The 16,257-nt window shown below is 62.2% G+C and carries 13 protein-coding genes and 1 pseudogene; 1 reads left to right on the top strand and 13 read right to left on the bottom strand.

Going from position 1 to position 16,257, the window contains the following annotated elements; genetic code table 11:
• Nucleotides 1-65: 65 nt before the first annotated feature.
• The 12 genes from GR328_RS24790 to GR328_RS24735 all read right to left on the bottom strand — a co-directional run bounded on the left by GR328_RS24790 (nt 66) and on the right by GR328_RS24735 (nt 15,308).
• Nucleotides 66-1,061 (bottom strand): ABC transporter permease, encoded by a 996-nt coding sequence (locus GR328_RS24790; RefSeq protein WP_160888337.1) that lies wholly within the window; start codon nt 1,059-1,061, stop codon nt 66-68.
• Nucleotides 1,061-3,550: an ATP-binding cassette domain-containing protein gene (locus GR328_RS24785; RefSeq protein WP_160888336.1), complete on the bottom strand. Its 2,490-nt coding sequence runs from the start codon at nt 3,548-3,550 to the stop codon at nt 1,061-1,063. Before GR328_RS24785 ends, GR328_RS24790 begins: the two co-directional genes overlap by 1 nt.
• A gap of 85 nt (nt 3,551-3,635) precedes the next feature.
• On the bottom strand, nt 3,636-4,664 hold the full coding sequence (locus GR328_RS24780) for an ABC transporter substrate-binding protein (RefSeq protein ID WP_160888335.1): 1,029 nt from the start codon (nt 4,662-4,664) through the stop codon (nt 3,636-3,638).
• 208 nt (nt 4,665-4,872) lie between these two features.
• Nucleotides 4,873-5,880, bottom strand: coding sequence for a Gfo/Idh/MocA family protein (locus tag GR328_RS24775; protein WP_160888334.1), 1,008 nt, complete (start codon nt 5,878-5,880; stop codon nt 4,873-4,875).
• On the bottom strand, nt 5,877-6,857 hold the full coding sequence (locus tag GR328_RS24770) for an ABC transporter permease (protein WP_160888333.1): 981 nt from the start codon (nt 6,855-6,857) through the stop codon (nt 5,877-5,879). Before GR328_RS24770 ends, GR328_RS24775 begins: the two co-directional genes overlap by 4 nt.
• On the bottom strand, nt 6,854-8,311 hold the full coding sequence (locus GR328_RS24765) for a sugar ABC transporter ATP-binding protein (RefSeq protein ID WP_343039479.1): 1,458 nt from the start codon (nt 8,309-8,311) through the stop codon (nt 6,854-6,856). Before GR328_RS24765 ends, GR328_RS24770 begins: the two co-directional genes overlap by 4 nt.
• Before the next feature lie 91 nt (nt 8,312-8,402).
• Nucleotides 8,403-9,440 (bottom strand): ABC transporter permease, encoded by a 1,038-nt coding sequence (locus GR328_RS24760; RefSeq protein WP_160888332.1) that lies wholly within the window; start codon nt 9,438-9,440, stop codon nt 8,403-8,405.
• 55 nt (nt 9,441-9,495) lie between these two features.
• Nucleotides 9,496-10,500, bottom strand: coding sequence for a sugar ABC transporter substrate-binding protein (locus tag GR328_RS24755; RefSeq protein ID WP_160888331.1), 1,005 nt, complete (start codon nt 10,498-10,500; stop codon nt 9,496-9,498).
• A gap of 44 nt (nt 10,501-10,544) precedes the next feature.
• The gene (locus GR328_RS24750; protein WP_160888330.1) at nt 10,545-12,320 is read right to left on the bottom strand and encodes a D-apionate lactonase family protein; all 1,776 of its coding nucleotides are present in this window, start codon (nt 12,318-12,320) and stop codon (nt 10,545-10,547) included.
• A gap of 174 nt (nt 12,321-12,494) precedes the next feature.
• Entirely contained in the window at nt 12,495-13,769 is a 1,275-nt protein-coding gene (locus GR328_RS24745) for a TRAP transporter large permease (RefSeq protein WP_160888329.1), read from the bottom strand.
• Nucleotides 13,770-13,771: 2 nt separating this feature from the next.
• The gene (locus tag GR328_RS24740; RefSeq protein ID WP_160888328.1) at nt 13,772-14,272 is read right to left on the bottom strand and encodes a TRAP transporter small permease; all 501 of its coding nucleotides are present in this window, start codon (nt 14,270-14,272) and stop codon (nt 13,772-13,774) included.
• Between the two features lie 73 nt (nt 14,273-14,345).
• A complete protein-coding gene (locus GR328_RS24735; RefSeq protein WP_160888327.1) occupies nt 14,346-15,308 on the bottom strand; it encodes a TRAP transporter substrate-binding protein in 963 nt (320 codons plus the stop codon).
• Nucleotides 15,309-15,637: 329 nt separating this feature from the next.
• Here GR328_RS24735 and GR328_RS28685 point away from each other — a divergent pair, with 329 nt between their 5' ends.
• Nucleotides 15,638-15,871 (top strand): hypothetical protein, encoded by a 234-nt coding sequence (locus tag GR328_RS28685; protein WP_160888326.1) that lies wholly within the window; start codon nt 15,638-15,640, stop codon nt 15,869-15,871.
• A 247-nt stretch (nt 15,872-16,118) separates the two neighbouring features.
• Here the strand turns inward: GR328_RS28685 and GR328_RS27785 are convergent.
• Nucleotides 16,119-16,257: pseudogene (locus GR328_RS27785) on the bottom strand (alcohol dehydrogenase); the annotation flags it as partial.

The raw sequence follows: 16,257 nt of genomic DNA, 5'->3' as shown, positions 1-16,257 counted from the left end.
GTCCCCGCTCTATCACCGAGACGTTTTACTGCAACAATAATCATACCAGATCGGAGCCAGCTTCCCTACTGCGCCCCAGCGGTCTGCTCGGACATAGGTTTGAGCCGGGCGGCGCGCTTGAGCACGGGGCGCCCCGCAAGGGCCAGAACGCCGATGATGGCAACGCCCTGAACAATGTCCTGTGTCCCAGGCGGCAATCCCGCGATCTGCATGGTTGTGACGATGAGAACAAGCAGAATGCATCCGAACAGGGTGCCTAAAGCCGTCGAGCTGCCACCGAAGATAAGCGAGCCTCCCAGGACGACCGCGCCGACGGATTGCAGCAGGTAGGGAGCCCCCATTTCAAGAAATGCCCCCCCTACATAGGCACTGAGCAGGGCGCCATCCAGAGCCGCCAGCACCGAGCTGATCAGGAACGCCGTGGCCGTAACTCGCCCGGTTTTGATGCCGGAGAGGCGCGCAGCCCGTGCGTTCTGTCCCGTCGCCGACAGCATGCGCCCATAGGCGAGCTTGCCCAGGACGAGGCTCGACAGCGTGACCGCAACGAGGGCGATAAGGAAGATCACCGGTATGCCCCAGACCCTGCCTCCGGCGAGATAGGCAAGCGTCGGGCTCGCCACCGCCCCTGCGATGGATCGGTTCGCGATCAAGGTCGTGGTCGCCAGCACATAGCCTGTGGCCAGAGTGGCGATCATCGCCGGGATGCGGAAGAGCAGCACCAGCACGGCATTCATGGCCCCGACGGCAAGCCCGATGCCCAGAACGGCCAGAAGCCCGAGAACGATGCGCTCATCGCTGCCGTCGATGACGATCAAGCTGACGAAGGCACTGAGCGCGATAACGCTTGCAATGGACAAATCGATGTTGCCCCTGCCCGTGGTGACCACGAACATCTGCCCAAGGGCCGCCAGAACCAGAAATGACGCCGAAGCGACCACTCCCGAAAGCGAGTGCAGGCTGAGGCGCTCGGTGATGAGGCTCAGCACGCCCCATATGATCAGGATCCCGATCAGCGACCAGATCCAGCGGTTACGCGCCATCCAAGGCGACAAGTTCTGCATCAAGCATCCTCCCGTCGGTCGACCGCCATGCGCATGACCAGAATGAGAAGGAGGAGCCCTCCCTGAACGGCGGCATTGTAGTCGGTGCTGACGCCAAGCGTGCCGAGGAGAGCTCCAATCAAGGACAGGGTGAGGGATGCAACGACCACGCCAGTAGGAGAGATAATTCCTCCCAGCAGCGCGCAGCCGCCCATGACCACGGCCGCCACGCTCAACAAGGTAAAGGGTCCGCCCGCATTGATGTCGCTGGCCGTGTTGATGGCCGTAAGCGACAGCCCCGCCACAAGAGCGAAGCCCCCTGCAATCAGGTATCGGATCACGGCGTAACGCATCACCGACCAGCCGCCCCGCTCCAGCGCGGCCGGATTGTTACCGAAACCGCGCAGCACCACTCCGAGAGGAGACCTGTCGATCAGAACCGCGACACACCCTGCGATCACGATGAGAACAATGGTCGTGGGCACCCCGGGGATCTGCCAGGTGAAAAGGGCCGACAGCCATTCCGGGCTGCTCCCGCCGGGGGTCGGCTGCAGGCTGTAGCCAATGCCTACCCAGATGAACGACGCACCAAGCGTCACCACGATCGCAGGGATCTTCCGGGCGTGAATAATCGCGGCGAGCAGGCCATAGGACAGCCATGCGGCAATGAGTCCAGCCACACCCAGGGAAGGATTATCCACGAGCAGCGTCGCACTGACCACATTGGTGACACCTGCGAAGGCCCCTACCCCAAGGTCGATCTCACTCCCGCCGACGATGAACATCTGAGCCAGGGCAATCAGCGTCAGCGCAACGGCGGAGCCCAGGAGCAGATCGAGGCCGAACGGCGACAGGACCAGGGGATTGACCGACGCCATGGCCCCGAGCACCGTTAGAAAGCTCACGAAGGGCATCAGGCCAATGATGCGGCGGGCGAGCGAGCTCCCCTGCACCGGCTTGGAAACGGCTTGGGACGATCCGGCAGACGAAACCTCCTGCAGGAAGGAGGAGTTGACGATGGCCTCCTCGGAAATCTCCTGCCCAACCAGTTCGCGCACGATCCGGCCGCCGCTGAAGACGAGCACGCGGTCGCATTCGAGGAATTCGACATCCTCCGTCGAGTGCCAGATGACAAGACGTCCGGCGGACGCCATATCGGCCACGACGCCATAGAACTCCGACTTCGCGCTGACATCCACGCCCCTGGTCGGATCGTCGAGCAGGATGATCTCGGTGTCTGCCGCCAGTGCGCGCGCAACCAGCGCCTTCTGCTGGTTTCCTCCGCTCAGTTCGAGGATGTTCGAGCCAAGCCGAGAGGGGTCGAGCCGCAGCCGCTCGATCGTCGGGGCAGCGGCCGTACGCTCCGCCTCGGCTGACACGGAACTGACGCCCGATCTGCCGGCGATACGGCCGATCCCGATATTTTCAAGAACGCTCCAGAGCGGGAACACCCCCTCCCGCTGACGGTCCCCCGACACGAAGCTGACCGACCCCAAGCGAGAGACTTCCCCTGAGTCACCTGCTCCGAAGATGTGGCGCAGCATGTCGCGCTGGCCGTTGCCCTCTAGGCCAGCAAGACCGACGATCTCGCCGGACCGGAGCTCGACTGCGCGCCCCGGCGGAGCGGTACCCGCACCGCCAATGCGCGCCAGAACCCGCCCTTCGGACGAGGAGCGGACCTCCTGCCGGTTCCGGTTGGCCCGCAGGGACGCCTCCGACTCGCCGCCCATGGCCTCGACGAGACGCTCCACGGATGCCCCTTCGACCGATCCTTCCCACGCAACCCGCCCATTGCGCAGGGCGACGATGCGGGACGTGATTTCAAGGATTTCCTTGAGCTTGTGGCTGATGAAAATGAAGGCGACGCCTTTTGCGGCGCTGGCCATGATGAAAGCACGCAGCTGACGGCTTCGTTCCGGATCGAGAGATGATGTGGGCTCATCCAGAACGAGAAGTCTCAGATTGGGATCGCTTGCTGCGCGTGCGATCTCAATCATCTGTCGCTGCCCGATAGGCAGGAGTCCCAACTCCGCATCCACATTGATGCCATGTCCGGGAAAGACCAGATCGAGCCATTGCCGTGCCAGGTCCCGGTAGGTACTACGCCACCCCGGTCGCAGCCCTCCGGCATCAGGCCGCTCCAGATAGAAATTTTCCGCCACCGTGAGATTACCGCAGAGCGACAGCTCCTGGTGGACAATGCGTATCCCTGCTGTCTGCGCCTCTCCGGGATTATAATCGTTCCAGGTCCGAGGTTTTCCCGCAATGGCGAGCTCCCCCGCATCAGGAGTCGTGCCCCCGCTGAGAACGCGCATCAGCGTGCTCTTGCCTGCACCGTTGCCCCCGACGAGGCCGACGACCTCACCTCGCCCGACGGTCAAATCGACCGCCTGATTGGCGAGGGTGGGCCCATAGGACTTGGTGATCCCGCGGAGGGCGACGACCGGCTCATTCCCAGCAAGCTCGGCCTGTGCCCGCGAGAATGGCACCGCTTTCATCGCAGCTGTCATCCGCAAACCTTCAACGCTACGTCAGGACTGCCCGGCCAAGGGGGCCGGGCAGGACGACATCAGAGGCAGTTTGAACTGCTCCTCGTCACTTCTTGATAAGGTTCTGCTCAACCCACTGCTCGTTGTAGACCGGGCTGACAATGATGCCAGGCTTTATGTCCTTAAAATCCTTGAGATTGTCTTGGGTCACGGTAGCGACCGGCATCACCAGCTCCTTGGGAACTTCCGCACCCTTGGCGATCTTGTAGCTGAGCCAGAAGGCCGCTCCGCCAATGCCGGGCGTCGTGTTCATCGAGACGGTCGAATAGCCGTTCTTCTCGTTCTGCTTCATCCACCACAGGATGAAATTGGAGCTTCCGCCGCCCTCGATGAGCGGCATCTTCTCGGCGTATTCGCCCCCATACTGCTCGAATGCCTGGGCAATGCCGATATCATCGCTGCCGCCCTGCGCCAGAACGGCATCCACTTTGGGCAAGCTCGGAAGCACGTTGGCAATTGCCGCCTGAGCGACGGATGCAGTCGCCTGACCATAGACGGTGGCCACCACCTTCACGTCAGGATACTTTTTCAGAACCTCTTCCTGCGCCGTATACATGAGGTCGTCTGGAGCGGAGCCCTTCACGCCACGTACGATGATCACGTTGCCCTTGCCGCCGAGGCGCTTCATGATCTCTTCGGCTTGCTGCTTTTTGTAGCCGGTGAAGTCGAAGGTGAGCCGGTATGCGCAAGGGGCAGACACGACGGAATCGAAGGAGATAACCTTGATTCCCGCTTTGCAGGCCTTGTCGATGACATTGTTGAGCGCCGTCTCGGAGGCAGCGTTGATGGCGATGGCGTCCACCTTCTTGAGAATGAGGTCGGCAAGCTGGCTCGTCTGCTGATTGACGCTGTTATCGCCGTTCAGGATGATGTAGTCGGCGATCTTGCCCTCTTCCTTGGCTTGCTTGGCCGCAGCCTCGAATGACTCTACCATCTGATGGCGCCAGGTGTTGCCGTAATAGGAATTGGACAGGGCGATTACCGGCTTTTCCGGCGAAGCGAAGGCGGGCGCGGCGGTGAGAACGGCGGCAAGCGCTGCCCCAAAAAGCCAAGAAGTCTTTCCGTATTGCGTCATCTATTTCCTCCTGTTGGAATTGTGGCCCGTTGGGGTGGGCTCTTGGCCGTCCCTGCAAATCTGGCTGCTGGAAACGAATGATCTTCGGCAAGAGATTAACTCATCATACCAGTTTATCAAGACAGTCACTGGCGGCACATTGAAGAAAATCCGGCAGAACTCCGGTAGGAGCTGCCATTTGCTCAGGGATTTAGCTTCCTGCCGCCCGTCACTTGCGACGATCGGCGTCCGCGTAAGCCGTGTGGACGAGCTCGACCACTTTAAGATTGTCCTCGCCAGAGGTTTCCGCAGCCCGTCCAGCCCGATAGCAACCGAGCCAGTGCTGCTGCAGCGCAACCACGCTGTCCTGGATGATATCGAAGGGCAGCTGCGACCAGGGCCATGCTTTGGGCGGAACATGGCGCGTGACGGTCTCGGCTCCGCGGGTCACGTGCAGCCGATAGTCCGCGCCGAGTGAAATGGTCCCCTTGCTGCCCTCGAGAGTTACGAGAGTTTGGGGCCAGGGATCCGGCACCTGATGGGTGGCGTAGCTGCAGTCCACGATGCTCGTGCGCCCATTGCCGTGGTCGAGCACCATCGTGGCCACGTCCTCGCCCTGAATGTTCGGGTTCACCCGTTTGGTCCAGCATGAAACGTCGCGCGCGTCTCCCATGAAGCAGCGCGCCAGGTCCAGAAGGTGGATGCCGAGATCGAGGATGATGAAGCGATCCTCGGTCGCGAGATAGGGCTGGTTGGCGAACACGTCGTAGGGCGTGCGGAACGAGATCCGGGCAAAGAATGGCTCGCCGATAGCTCCCTCGCGCAGCAGCATCGCCACCTCGCGCATGGGGCGCTGAAAGCGGAAGTTCTCATGCACGGTAAGCGAGACCCCTGCCCTCCGGCAGGCCTCGACCATGGCGCGGGCGTCTTCCAGGGTCTCCGCCATGGGCTTTTGGCATATCACCGCTTTTCCAGCCTGAGCGACCTGCTCCACGATAGCGCGGTGGCTTGGAGGCGTCGTGGCGACATCCACTGCATCGACGACATCGTCCGCGAGCATCTGGGCGACATCCGTGTAGCCCCGCTCCACGCCATAGCGCCGGCGGGCCGCCTCTACCTTGGCGGGGTCCCGGTCGCAGACTGCGGCAATCTCGGCCCCTTCGATCACCCGCCATGCCTCGAGCTGGTTCTGAGCGAAGAACCCGAGGCCGACGACACCAATACGCACCTTGCTCATGCAATCTCCCATGGTCTGATGAAGCGCCGCTCCAACCGCTCCAGCATCCGGGAGCGGAGACCGTCGACCGCGACGGCGATGAAGATGATGCCTGCCGTGACGAGTGGATAGATGTACGGATTCGCGTTGATGATCACGAGCCCGTTCGCGGCCGTCTGGATGAGGAGCGCTCCGAACAGCGCGCCCTTCACTCCGCCGCGCCCGCCGAACAGGCTCGTTCCACCGAGTACGGCGGCCGCTATGGCGGAGAACTCGGCCTGAAGGCCATAGCTTGCCGTAATTGCGCCGATCTGCGTGACCGACACGAAGCCCGCTATGCCGGCGAGAGCGCCCGAGATGACGAAGCAGAGGAATACGATGCGCTTGGCCGGAAGGCCGGCCTTCGCGGCCGCATCACGGTCCTGTCCAACCGCATAGACCTGGCGGCCGAAGGGGGTTTGGCGCAACAGGATCCATGCAACCGCGAACACGACCGCCACCGCCACGATCGCCGACGGAATCCCGAAAACGGTGGCGCGATTGAGAGCCGTGATCGCGTCGGGGAAATAGACGCTCGCCGTATTGGACGCGGACATGGCGATGCCGCGCCCGATGAACAGGGTCCCGAGGGTTGCAATGAACGACGTGATCCCCAGGTAGGCCACGAGAACGCCGTTGATCGCGCCCAGCAGGGCCGAGGCGACGAGCACCACGACTAGCGCCAGCGGCCAGGGCGCGCCGCCAAGATAAAGCCCCAGGAGGCAGCCGGTCAGATACATGATGGCACCCACCGACAGGTCGATTTCAGCCGTCAGCAACACGAAGGTCATGCCGACGGCCAGAATCGCCACGGGTGCGGCCTGAATGACGATATTCGTGAAGTTCGTGACGCTCAGGAAGCGGTCGGAGAGCGAGCCGAACACTAGGAGAATGGCCAAGAACAGCAGATAGGGAGCCGCTTGCAGGATGAAGATGGTTATCCGGTTCCGACTGTTCATGTGTAGGCCTCCCGTTGCGGCCCCGCCGGAGCCATCGCCGCCGCGAGGATCGCCTCCCGGTCGAACCCGCTCCGCTCGAAGGAGCCAGTGATCTCACCCTTGCTGATGGTCAGAATCCGGTCGGAGAGACCCATGACCTCCTCGATTTCGGAGGAGATGAGGAACACTGCACCGCCCTCCTCCACGAGCCGGTTGATGATGCGGTACACCTCTTGCTTCGCCCCCACGTCGATGCCGCGCGTCGGCTCGTCCAGGATGAACACCTTGGGCCTGCGCAGCAGCCATTTGGCAATCACCACCTTCTGCTGATTGCCGCCCGAGAGATGCTTGGCGAGCGTATCCTGCACCCTGTCCGTCGACAGGTGGACCATGCGGGCGAGTTCGCTGGCGGTGTTGTTCAGGGCCTGGCCGCTGACGACACCCGGCCCGACCTTGAACCGCCTGAGGAAGGTCAGCCCAATATTGTCGGCGATGGAGGCTTCCATCAGCAGGCCTTCGTTGCGCCGGTCCTCCGTCAGGAAGGCAAGGCCTGCCGCCATGGAGGCTTTCGGGTTCGGGCGCATAAGTTGCGTCCCCGCCACCTCGACCGTGCCCGATTCCAGCGGATCGAGACCGAAGATGAGGCGGGCCAGTTCGGACCGGCCCGATCCCATCAGACCCGACAAGCCGACCACCTCGCCGGCATGAATATCGAAGGAGATGTCGCTGGCCACTCCGCGCTGCGTGAGATTGCGGACGCGCAGGGCCACCTCGGGACGAGGCTTGGTGATCCGCTCGGGATAGATCGCGTCGATGGAGCGCCCCACCATCATCGAGATGACGGTAGGCAGATTCAGCCTCTCCCGCCGGTCCGTGCCGATGACCGCGCCATCGCGCAGCACCGTCATGCGCTCGCAGATATGCATCACGTCCCCAAGCGCGTGGCTAATGAAGATGATGCCAACGCCCCGGCTCTTGAGCCGCTCGATGATAGAGAACAGTCGCTCCACCTCCCGCCGCGTCAGCGATGTGGTGGGCTCGTCAAGGATGAGTACCTTGGCATCCGCATGGAGTGCCTTCGCGATCTCAACCAGCTGCCGCTCGCCCTGGGCGAGATTGCCGACGAGCCGCGTCGGCGGCAGATCGAGATCGACCTCGACGAGAAGCTCGCGTGCCCTTTTGCGCATCCATCGCCGATCGATGAAAGGCACGCCGCCGCGACGAGGGAAGTCGGTGATGAAGAGGTTCTCCTCGATGGAGAGGTTCGGGAATAGGTTTAATTCCTGATGAATGAACGCGATCCCGGCCTGGCTCGCCTCGCGGGGGTTCTGCGGGGCATAGGGCCTGCCGCCTAGGCTCATTTGCCCGCCATCAGGCTGGTGGACGCCGCCCAGAATATTCATGCTCGTGGACTTGCCAGAGCCGTTCTCCCCGAGAAGGCCCAGCGCCTCCCCCGGCCAGAGCTCGAAACTCACGCCATGCAGAACCCGGACGCCGAAAAAGCTCTTTGTGATGCCTTTTACTGACAACAAAGGTGCATCTGATCGAAAACCGGTCCTCACGGGATCACCTCACGCCGAGATAGCGGGTGCGCAACGTATCGACGAGCGCAGCCGCGAGAATGACGCTGCCCTTGATGACATAGATGACGAAAAGCGATGCACCGAGGAGCTTCAGGGTCGTGTCGATGAGCACGAGGAACAGGACCCCGAAAACTGTCCAGATCACCTTGCCCTTTCCGCCGAAAAGGCTGGTGCCGCCGATGACCACCGCGCCGATCACGTCGAGCAGGATGCGCTCACCCAGGATCGGCGTGCCGGTCTGCATCCGGGCCGTGTAGACGATGGAGGCAAGCGCCGCGAGAACGCCGGACAGGACAAAGGCCGACACGACGGTGGTGCGCACCGGCACGCCCGACACGTAGGCGGTCCTCGGGTTCTTGCCGACGGCGTAAAGCCAGCGTCCGAGGATCGTGTAGGCGAGGATTCCATGCACGACCAAGGCGGCCGCGGCCGCGACGAGCACTGAGATCGGAATGCCCATCACGTCACGATCCCCGATGGAGATGAACATGTCGGGCAGGTCGTAGATGGAGGTCGTCGTCGAATGGAAGGTGGTGTACCAGATGGCGCTGCCGCCGAAGAACGTGGTGGTAGCCAGGGTCACCACAAAGGCCGGCATGTTGAGCCGAGTAATGGAAATGCCGTTCAGAAGCCCGACAGCAGCGCCGACCAGCAGCATCGCGATCATGGCGCCAGGAGCGGCAAGCGGACCCGAGAGATAACCGTCGCTCTGGGTCATGACCGAGGCGCCGACAACACTCGCAAGGCTGATGACGGCCGTGACCGACAGATCGATTCCCGCAACGATGAGAACGACGGTCTGCCCGAGACACACGATGAGAAGCGGCATCATGTCCGACAGGATGTTCTGCCAGACCTCGACGGTGATGATCTCCGGCACGACGGGGATCATGACCAGCGTGTAGAGCACGCAGAGAGCGAGCACGAGATATTCTGACAGGACGAAGCTCGCCGCAGCCTTCCATCGGCTGCGCCCAGCATCGTGCTCGACTTTGCGAGACACGGCCTCTGAAACCAACATCGATCCTCCTGGCAACAAGGACGGGGCGCGCGTGCGGCGCGCCCCGAGACCGCAATCAGCCGGACTTCTTCTGATTGAGGAGTGCGTAGCCCCACATCTCACCGCGCTTCTCCATCATGTTTTCCTGAGTGATGGCGAAGCCCGGATCCAGGAGAATCCTCTCCGGCTTCTTGCCTTCTTGCATCTGCAGGATCGCGTCGATGGCGAGCTTGGTCTCGTAGAACAGGTTCTGCACGCCGCAGGCGTCCATGTATTTCTGCTCCATAAGCTCATAGGCCGTCGGGAAGCCGTCGAATCCGGTGAAGACCACGTGGTTCGGCGCTCCGATCGGAGCCCACTTGTTGGCTGACTTCAGCGCCTGCGTGACCTGCGGGATCAGGAAGTCCGAGGAGGTGAAGACGAAGTTGATGTCCGGATTCGCCTGCAGCGCGTTGGTGAGGCCTGCAAATGCCTTGTCCGCATTCCATTCCGTTGGGATGCGGGCCACCACCTCGATGGTGTCGGAGAACTGGGATACCGCCTCCTGGAAACCGTCACGGCGCTGGATCGCATTCGGATCGCCGAGATTGCCGATAAGAATAGCGGCCTTGTACTTGCCGCCCGCCTGCTTGGCTGTGCGGCACGAATGGAGCACGGCCTCGCGGGCGATGGTCTGATTGTCCGCGACCACGGCCACCGAATAGGCATCCGTCTCAGCGGGAGGACGGTTGAAGTGCACCATCGGGATGTTGGCCCGGTTGGCAGCGCGGATCGCCGGGATCACAGCCTTCGAATCCGTCTGCACGATGATGATGCCGTCGACCTTGCGGGCGATCATCGCGCGGACCTGCTCGAACTGCTTGTTGTCGTCCTTGTCGGAGATAGCCTCGAGCACGTTGTAGCCGCGCTTCTTCATCTCGTCCTTGATGATCTGCATGCCGGCGACCCAGAACTCGGAGTAGAGGCCATCGAACAGAACCGCGATGGTCTTGCCATTTTGCGCCTGCACCAGCATGGGCATGGTACCGGCGGCTGCGGCCGTGAGAGCACCGATGGTGAATTGCCGTCTCGTGGTCTTCATCATTTCCTCCCAGGTGTGGAACGATTGGCTTTCGCCCTTGCTTGTCAGGTGATCTCGGCAAGCCACACCACGCCGAAACCATCGACATTGATCGTGCCGCCCGCCGGCTGCGGATCGGCTGCAAAGCCCTCGGATCCAAGGCGCTCTGGGGCGGCCCACCGCCCCTCCGGCAAGGCAAGGTGCACCGCCTCGGCTCGGGCCTGCGTCAGCACAAGGACGCGTCCGCCTGCTGTCTGGAAAAGAAGTCCACGGGCGCGCGGCTCATGCGGCCAGATGACGACCTCGACCTGCTGTCCCGAGAGCGGCGTCAACCGAGAGACGAGATGGCCGGACGGCGACAAGGAGCCGTCCGACCGGAGCAGGCCTTTAGGCCCGGTTATTTCGAAGACGGTCAGGTGCTTCACGGCAGGATCGACAAAGCCGGCAACAGTTCCGAGCAGCCAGGACGCCGTCAGCACCGTGTGCTGGCGAGAATCCGGCGGCGGCTCTGCCCGGCGCGCGGCAGGACTGGTGGCGTTGGGGTTGAAGCGCATGACAAGGGTGAGCGGCCCGACCACGAAATCGAGGCCCGGAGCCTTAGCCTTGGCCGTGGACAGAATGTCCCGGAGAGGCTCGATGCTTTCGCCCAGGGTGTCGTCATCGGATGCATGAACCGTGGGGTTCGTCGTCCAGGTAGCGTAGTTGATCCCTGATGGCAGGGTTCCGCGATTGAACTCCGCGAAGAAAGCTCCCGTGCCGCCTCCGACAGGCGTTCCGGGCCAGAGTTCGTGCGCGGACGCAATGGCTGACTGCGGCGCATCCCAGAGGGAAATCCCGACGACCTGGCGACCGGCGAGCACATCATGGATGGTGCTCAGCACGGCAGCGTGATCGATCTCGCCACCCATCCGGCAGTCCACGCGAACCGGCCCCGTCATCGAGGCGAGGTGCCGTTTGAGGCTATCGGCCCACCCGTTCTCTTCAGGGTCGATCTCAAGGGCCACGGCCGCCAGTCCGAGCTTATCGAGTGCGGCGGCGGCTGCCTCGTCCAGGGGTGGACGATTGACCGGAAGGCCGGTTGCAAGACGCGGCATGGGGGCGGAAACCTGAATGCCGGGCTTCGTCTCGCCTTCAGTGGATTTGGATGCCCCCGCCTCGAACGTTACCCTCACGATCTGCTCGGACGTCTCGCCCTTGCCGATTCGATAGGGAAAAGGCAGGGCAAGCGGGCGGCTGTACGTCTTGTAAGAGGCGTCAGTCCAGTTGCGCTGGTCCTCCATCTCGAACACCTCCCCTTGGAAGGCGATGTGAACGCCCGCGCCGCCGGCGGTACGATGGGTCATGGCGGCAATGTCAAGGAAGGGCTGGTGCGGGGAAACCTCAACCGGAAAGGCCGAGCGGCTGGAGCGTCCATCCGAATGGTTGAGGGCAACCTCACGCCCTCTGCAGGCTTGCAAGCCATGCAACACCACAAGGCCCGTGCGGTTCGTCAGGAACCCTTTGGAGGAACGCACCGTCGAATGGGCCTCGACACCTTCGGGAGAAAGGCGGAAAACAACGCGCCAACTGAGATCGCCATTGGCGTAATCCCCTGCCCCGGCAACCTCGATCTCAAGGTCTTCACCCGAGCGGCGGATCTGCGGAGCAGCAGAGAGCGGCAGCGTTCCCCAGTCCTGGTCACGCGCCACAAAGGCAAGGCCGCGCAGAACGACCTCTCCGTCGAATGCAATATCTCTCAGCGCCGTGCCCGTCGGCGACAACCAAACGGAAACACGACCTGCCGAAAGCTTGAGCGGCTGGCTCGCCTCAGCAGTCTCTTGGCGTTGCGTCGCAAGCGGCACGCGCTTCTCCTCCCTGCCGGTTCTTTTCCTCAAAGATGAGGTCATCATACCAGTTGAGTCAACGGGAATTTTCGTCAAACGGCGGAGATGTTGATGAGGCTTGAACTCGAACAATCAGGCGCGTCATGCCTGTCGGAGCATGGCGCGCCTGCGTCTTTTTCGAGGATTAAGTGATCAGCCTTTCGAGCTGTAGGGCAGCCAGGTCGCGACACCCGGAAAGAAGATGATCAGAAGCGTGACGAGGAGCAGCGCTACGATGAAAGGAATGACGGCCCTGCTGCCTTCCAGGAGATTGGTCTTCGCGATGCCGCAGGTGACGAACAGACTGGCCCCCACGGGCGGCGTGATGAGGCCGATGGAGAGACCCAGAACAGTTACGATGCCGAACTGCACCGGATCGATTTGCAGGTTCTTCACCAGGGGCCAGAGCACCGGCACGAGGATGATGACGTTGGCCCCCAGGTCCAGGAACATGCCGGCCACCAGGTAGACCCCGAGGATCAGGATGAGGACGAGATAGGGATCGCGCGTGATCTCCATGATCATCTGCGCGGCGGCTTGGGGAATCTGCTCACGGGTGACGATCAGGCCATAGAGAGAAGCAGCCGCGATCATCAGCATCACCATGCCCGTGGTGATCGAGGCATCCTGGACGATCCCCGGAATGTCGCGCCAAGCGATGGCGCGATAGACATAGCGACCGACGAACAATGCATAGAGCACCGCCACTACCGAAGCCTCCGTAGGCGTGGCGATTCCAAAACGGATCGAGCCTATGATCACGAGCGGCATGAAGAGGCCCCAGATGCTCGCCCGCGTAGCGCGGCCAATGCTCCTCAAGGATGGCCGCGGCCCGCGCGGATAGCCGCGACCGACGGCAAAGAGCCAGGAGGTGATCATCAGCGCCAGAGCCATCAGGATGCCGGGAATGACACCGCCGATGAACAGATCCCCCACCGACACACCGGTGACCACCGCGAAGATGATCATGGGAATCGAGGGCGGAACCATGACCGCGATCGTCGAGGCGCTTGCCGTTATGGCGGCCGTGAACGGAGGATCGTAACCCTTCGCGATCATGGGCGGGATGAGAGCCCCGCCGGTTGACGAGGCCTCGGCCACGGCGGAGCCAGTCATGCCGCCCATGAGGGTGCCGGAGGCGATGTTCGCGTGAGCCAGACCGCCCCGCAGCCAGCCGACTAGGGAATCGGCGAAATCAACGATGTCTCTGGCAATTCCGCTGCGGCCCATCAGGTGCCCGGCCAGCAGAAAGAAAGGCACCGCAAGGAGCACGAAGCTGTCCATCGAGGCCGTCATCTTCTGTACGACCAGCGTGACGGGCAGTCCGCCATAGGTCAGAGCTGCAAGCGATGCGATGGCGAGGGCGAATGAGACGGGAACGTTGAGGAGGAGCAGGAGGCCAAAACCGATAAGCAGCACAGTCGCCATGGTCAGATCTCCGAAGCGAGCGCCTGAGGCGCCATGCTCTGACGTATCCCGCTCAGCCATCCGACGAGAATGTCGCCGGTGATGAGAAGCGCCATGACCGTGTAGCCGGCGTAGACCACGCTCATCGGCAGCTCCAGCACCGCGGAAGGCTGCGAATGCGTGATACCGATGATCTGGAAGCTCGCCAGCAAAGTGTAGAGGCAGTAGCCGACGACCAGGACCTCGACAAAGCGGTTCGTCCAGACGGTCACGGCCGGCCTGTTGAGATAGGTCACCGCATCCAGCGCGATATGTGCGCGGTTCTTCCAGGCGACCCATGCGGATATGTAGGAAATCCAGATGAACAGGTAGCGCGCCAGCTCCTCCGACCACACCAGCGGATCATCGAAGAGATATCGCCATATGACTTGAGCCGTACACGCGGCCACCATGGCGGCGAAGAGAACCACAAGAGCAATCAGGAACAGGCGCTCGACGAACGACCAAGCGTGGGCGACATTCATGGGACTTTCCCTCTGAGAACGGGAGAACGCGGCGCAGGCCGCCGCGTCCAGGCCGGCAGGAAGGAACCGGCGATCAGTTGCTCGCGGCCCGGATCTTCTCGAGCATGCCCTGATCTACGTTCTTCTGGCTTGCGGCGATCTCGGCCGTCGCAGCCCGGAAGGGAGCCGTATCGATGGTTTCGACCACCATGCCCTTCTTCTTGAGTTCCTCGAGTTGCTCCCTCTCAAGCCGCTGCGAGGTCTCGCGCTGATGGGCCGTGGCTTCCATGACGGCCTCGCGGACCGCCTTCTGCTGATCGGGAGTGAGCCGGTCCCAGGCAACCTTGCTGAACATCACCGCGTGAGGGCCATATACGTGGCCTGTGAGCGTCAGGTATTTCTGCACCTCCCATAGGGAGTTCGTGTAAATGACGGTCACGGGGTTCTCCTGGGCGTCGATCACGCCCTGCCCCAGACTCGTGAACACCTCGCCCCAGGCCATGGGAATGGGCGCGGCGCCGATCTGCTTGAAGGCCGCAATATGCACCGGGTTTTGCATCGTGCGCAGCTTCACCCCCTTGAGGTCGTCCGGCGCCTTGATGGACTTCTTGGTCGTGAGATGCCGCCAGCCGTTCTCCCACCATGCCATCCCGACGATGCCTTTGCTCTCCATGCGCTTGAGCAGGTCCTGCCCCACCTCGCCGTCCAGGACCTTGTAGGCGTGCTGGGAATCCTTGAAAAGGAAAGGCAGATCGATGACGCCGATCTGGGGCACGAAGGCATTGAGCGGGCCGGTGGACACTACGGCCATGTCTACGGTGCCGAGCTGAAGCCCCTCCACCATCTCCCGCTCCTCACCAAGCTGGCGGTCCGGATAAACCTCCACCTTGACCTGACCGCCCGTTTTGGCCGCGACCAACTCGCCGAACTTCAAGAGCCCGAATTGGGTCGGGTGACCGGCCTGAGCACCATGACCGGCCTTGATGACCGTTTGGGCTTGAGCTGCCGCCGACAGGCTGACCAACGCAGCAGACAGAACCAGCGCTAGACGTTTCATTGTTTCCTCCAGATTTGTTGTCTTTTTCGGCTGAGCCTCGCTCCTGGAAAGCAGCTCGAGCCTCGCAGGCCGCTCCCAATGTGGGTGAGGTTGCGCTAGTGTGGCGGCATAAGGGTGGTGTGACAACCGAAAAGTGGTCTGATGACTATACTAGGCAGGGCTATCGTTCGGAATATACTTGAAATTGGTCTTGGCCCATCAAACTGGTCCATCAAGAAGACAGCCTTTTCGGGCACTGATCCTTAAGGAAGGTCAGTGCCAGGAAGAAGACACTGTACACGGAACGGCAGATCGCCTTTGCCCTGCGGCGGGCGGAGAGCAGCACCCCAGTGGTTGAGGTGATCCGCAAGATGGGCATCACCGAACCGGTCTTCGAAGGGCGGAAGAAGCAATTCACCGGAAACCGTGCGCCGTTTGCCGAGCCTGACATGCGCAGCGTGATCCCAGGCCTTGGGATGGAGGCCAGTCTGACAGCCTCGTGGCGCTCTATCTCGCCGGTGCCCGGCGATTGGGTTATGGGGCTCGGCAGATCGTTGAGGCGCAGCACGAGAGAAATGTGGTGATCGACACGATCGTGGTCAGTGGGGGCGCTGGCCAGAGCCCGTACTCCTCGGCTCGGCCATTCTCGACGTGGTCGCATCGGGCCGTTATTCCGACGTTCCCGAGGCTATGTCGGCCATGTCGGAATTGGGCGAGATTTACCACCGTGATCCCGCATCGGCGGAATGGCACGAGAAGCGGTTCAGAGCCTCCGCAATGCTTCAGCAATCGGCAACCTCGATCCGGTCCCTCTCCTGAGGTGCTCGGACCTTATGCGAATATCGTGATGACGCTGATGCCGATCCCCTCGAAACGGTCCATGTTCATGAGGGCCGCGGGCGCCTCTTCCAGACTGATCCTCCTGCCGACGAGCTTTTGAGGGCTGAGCTTGCCCGTCTCGATCATGTTC

It is taken from the genome of Microvirga makkahensis, from assembly GCF_009830105.1.
GTDB lineage: Bacteria > Pseudomonadota > Alphaproteobacteria > Rhizobiales > Beijerinckiaceae > Microvirga > Microvirga makkahensis.
This window is presented reverse-complemented; position numbering and strand designations above follow the sequence as displayed.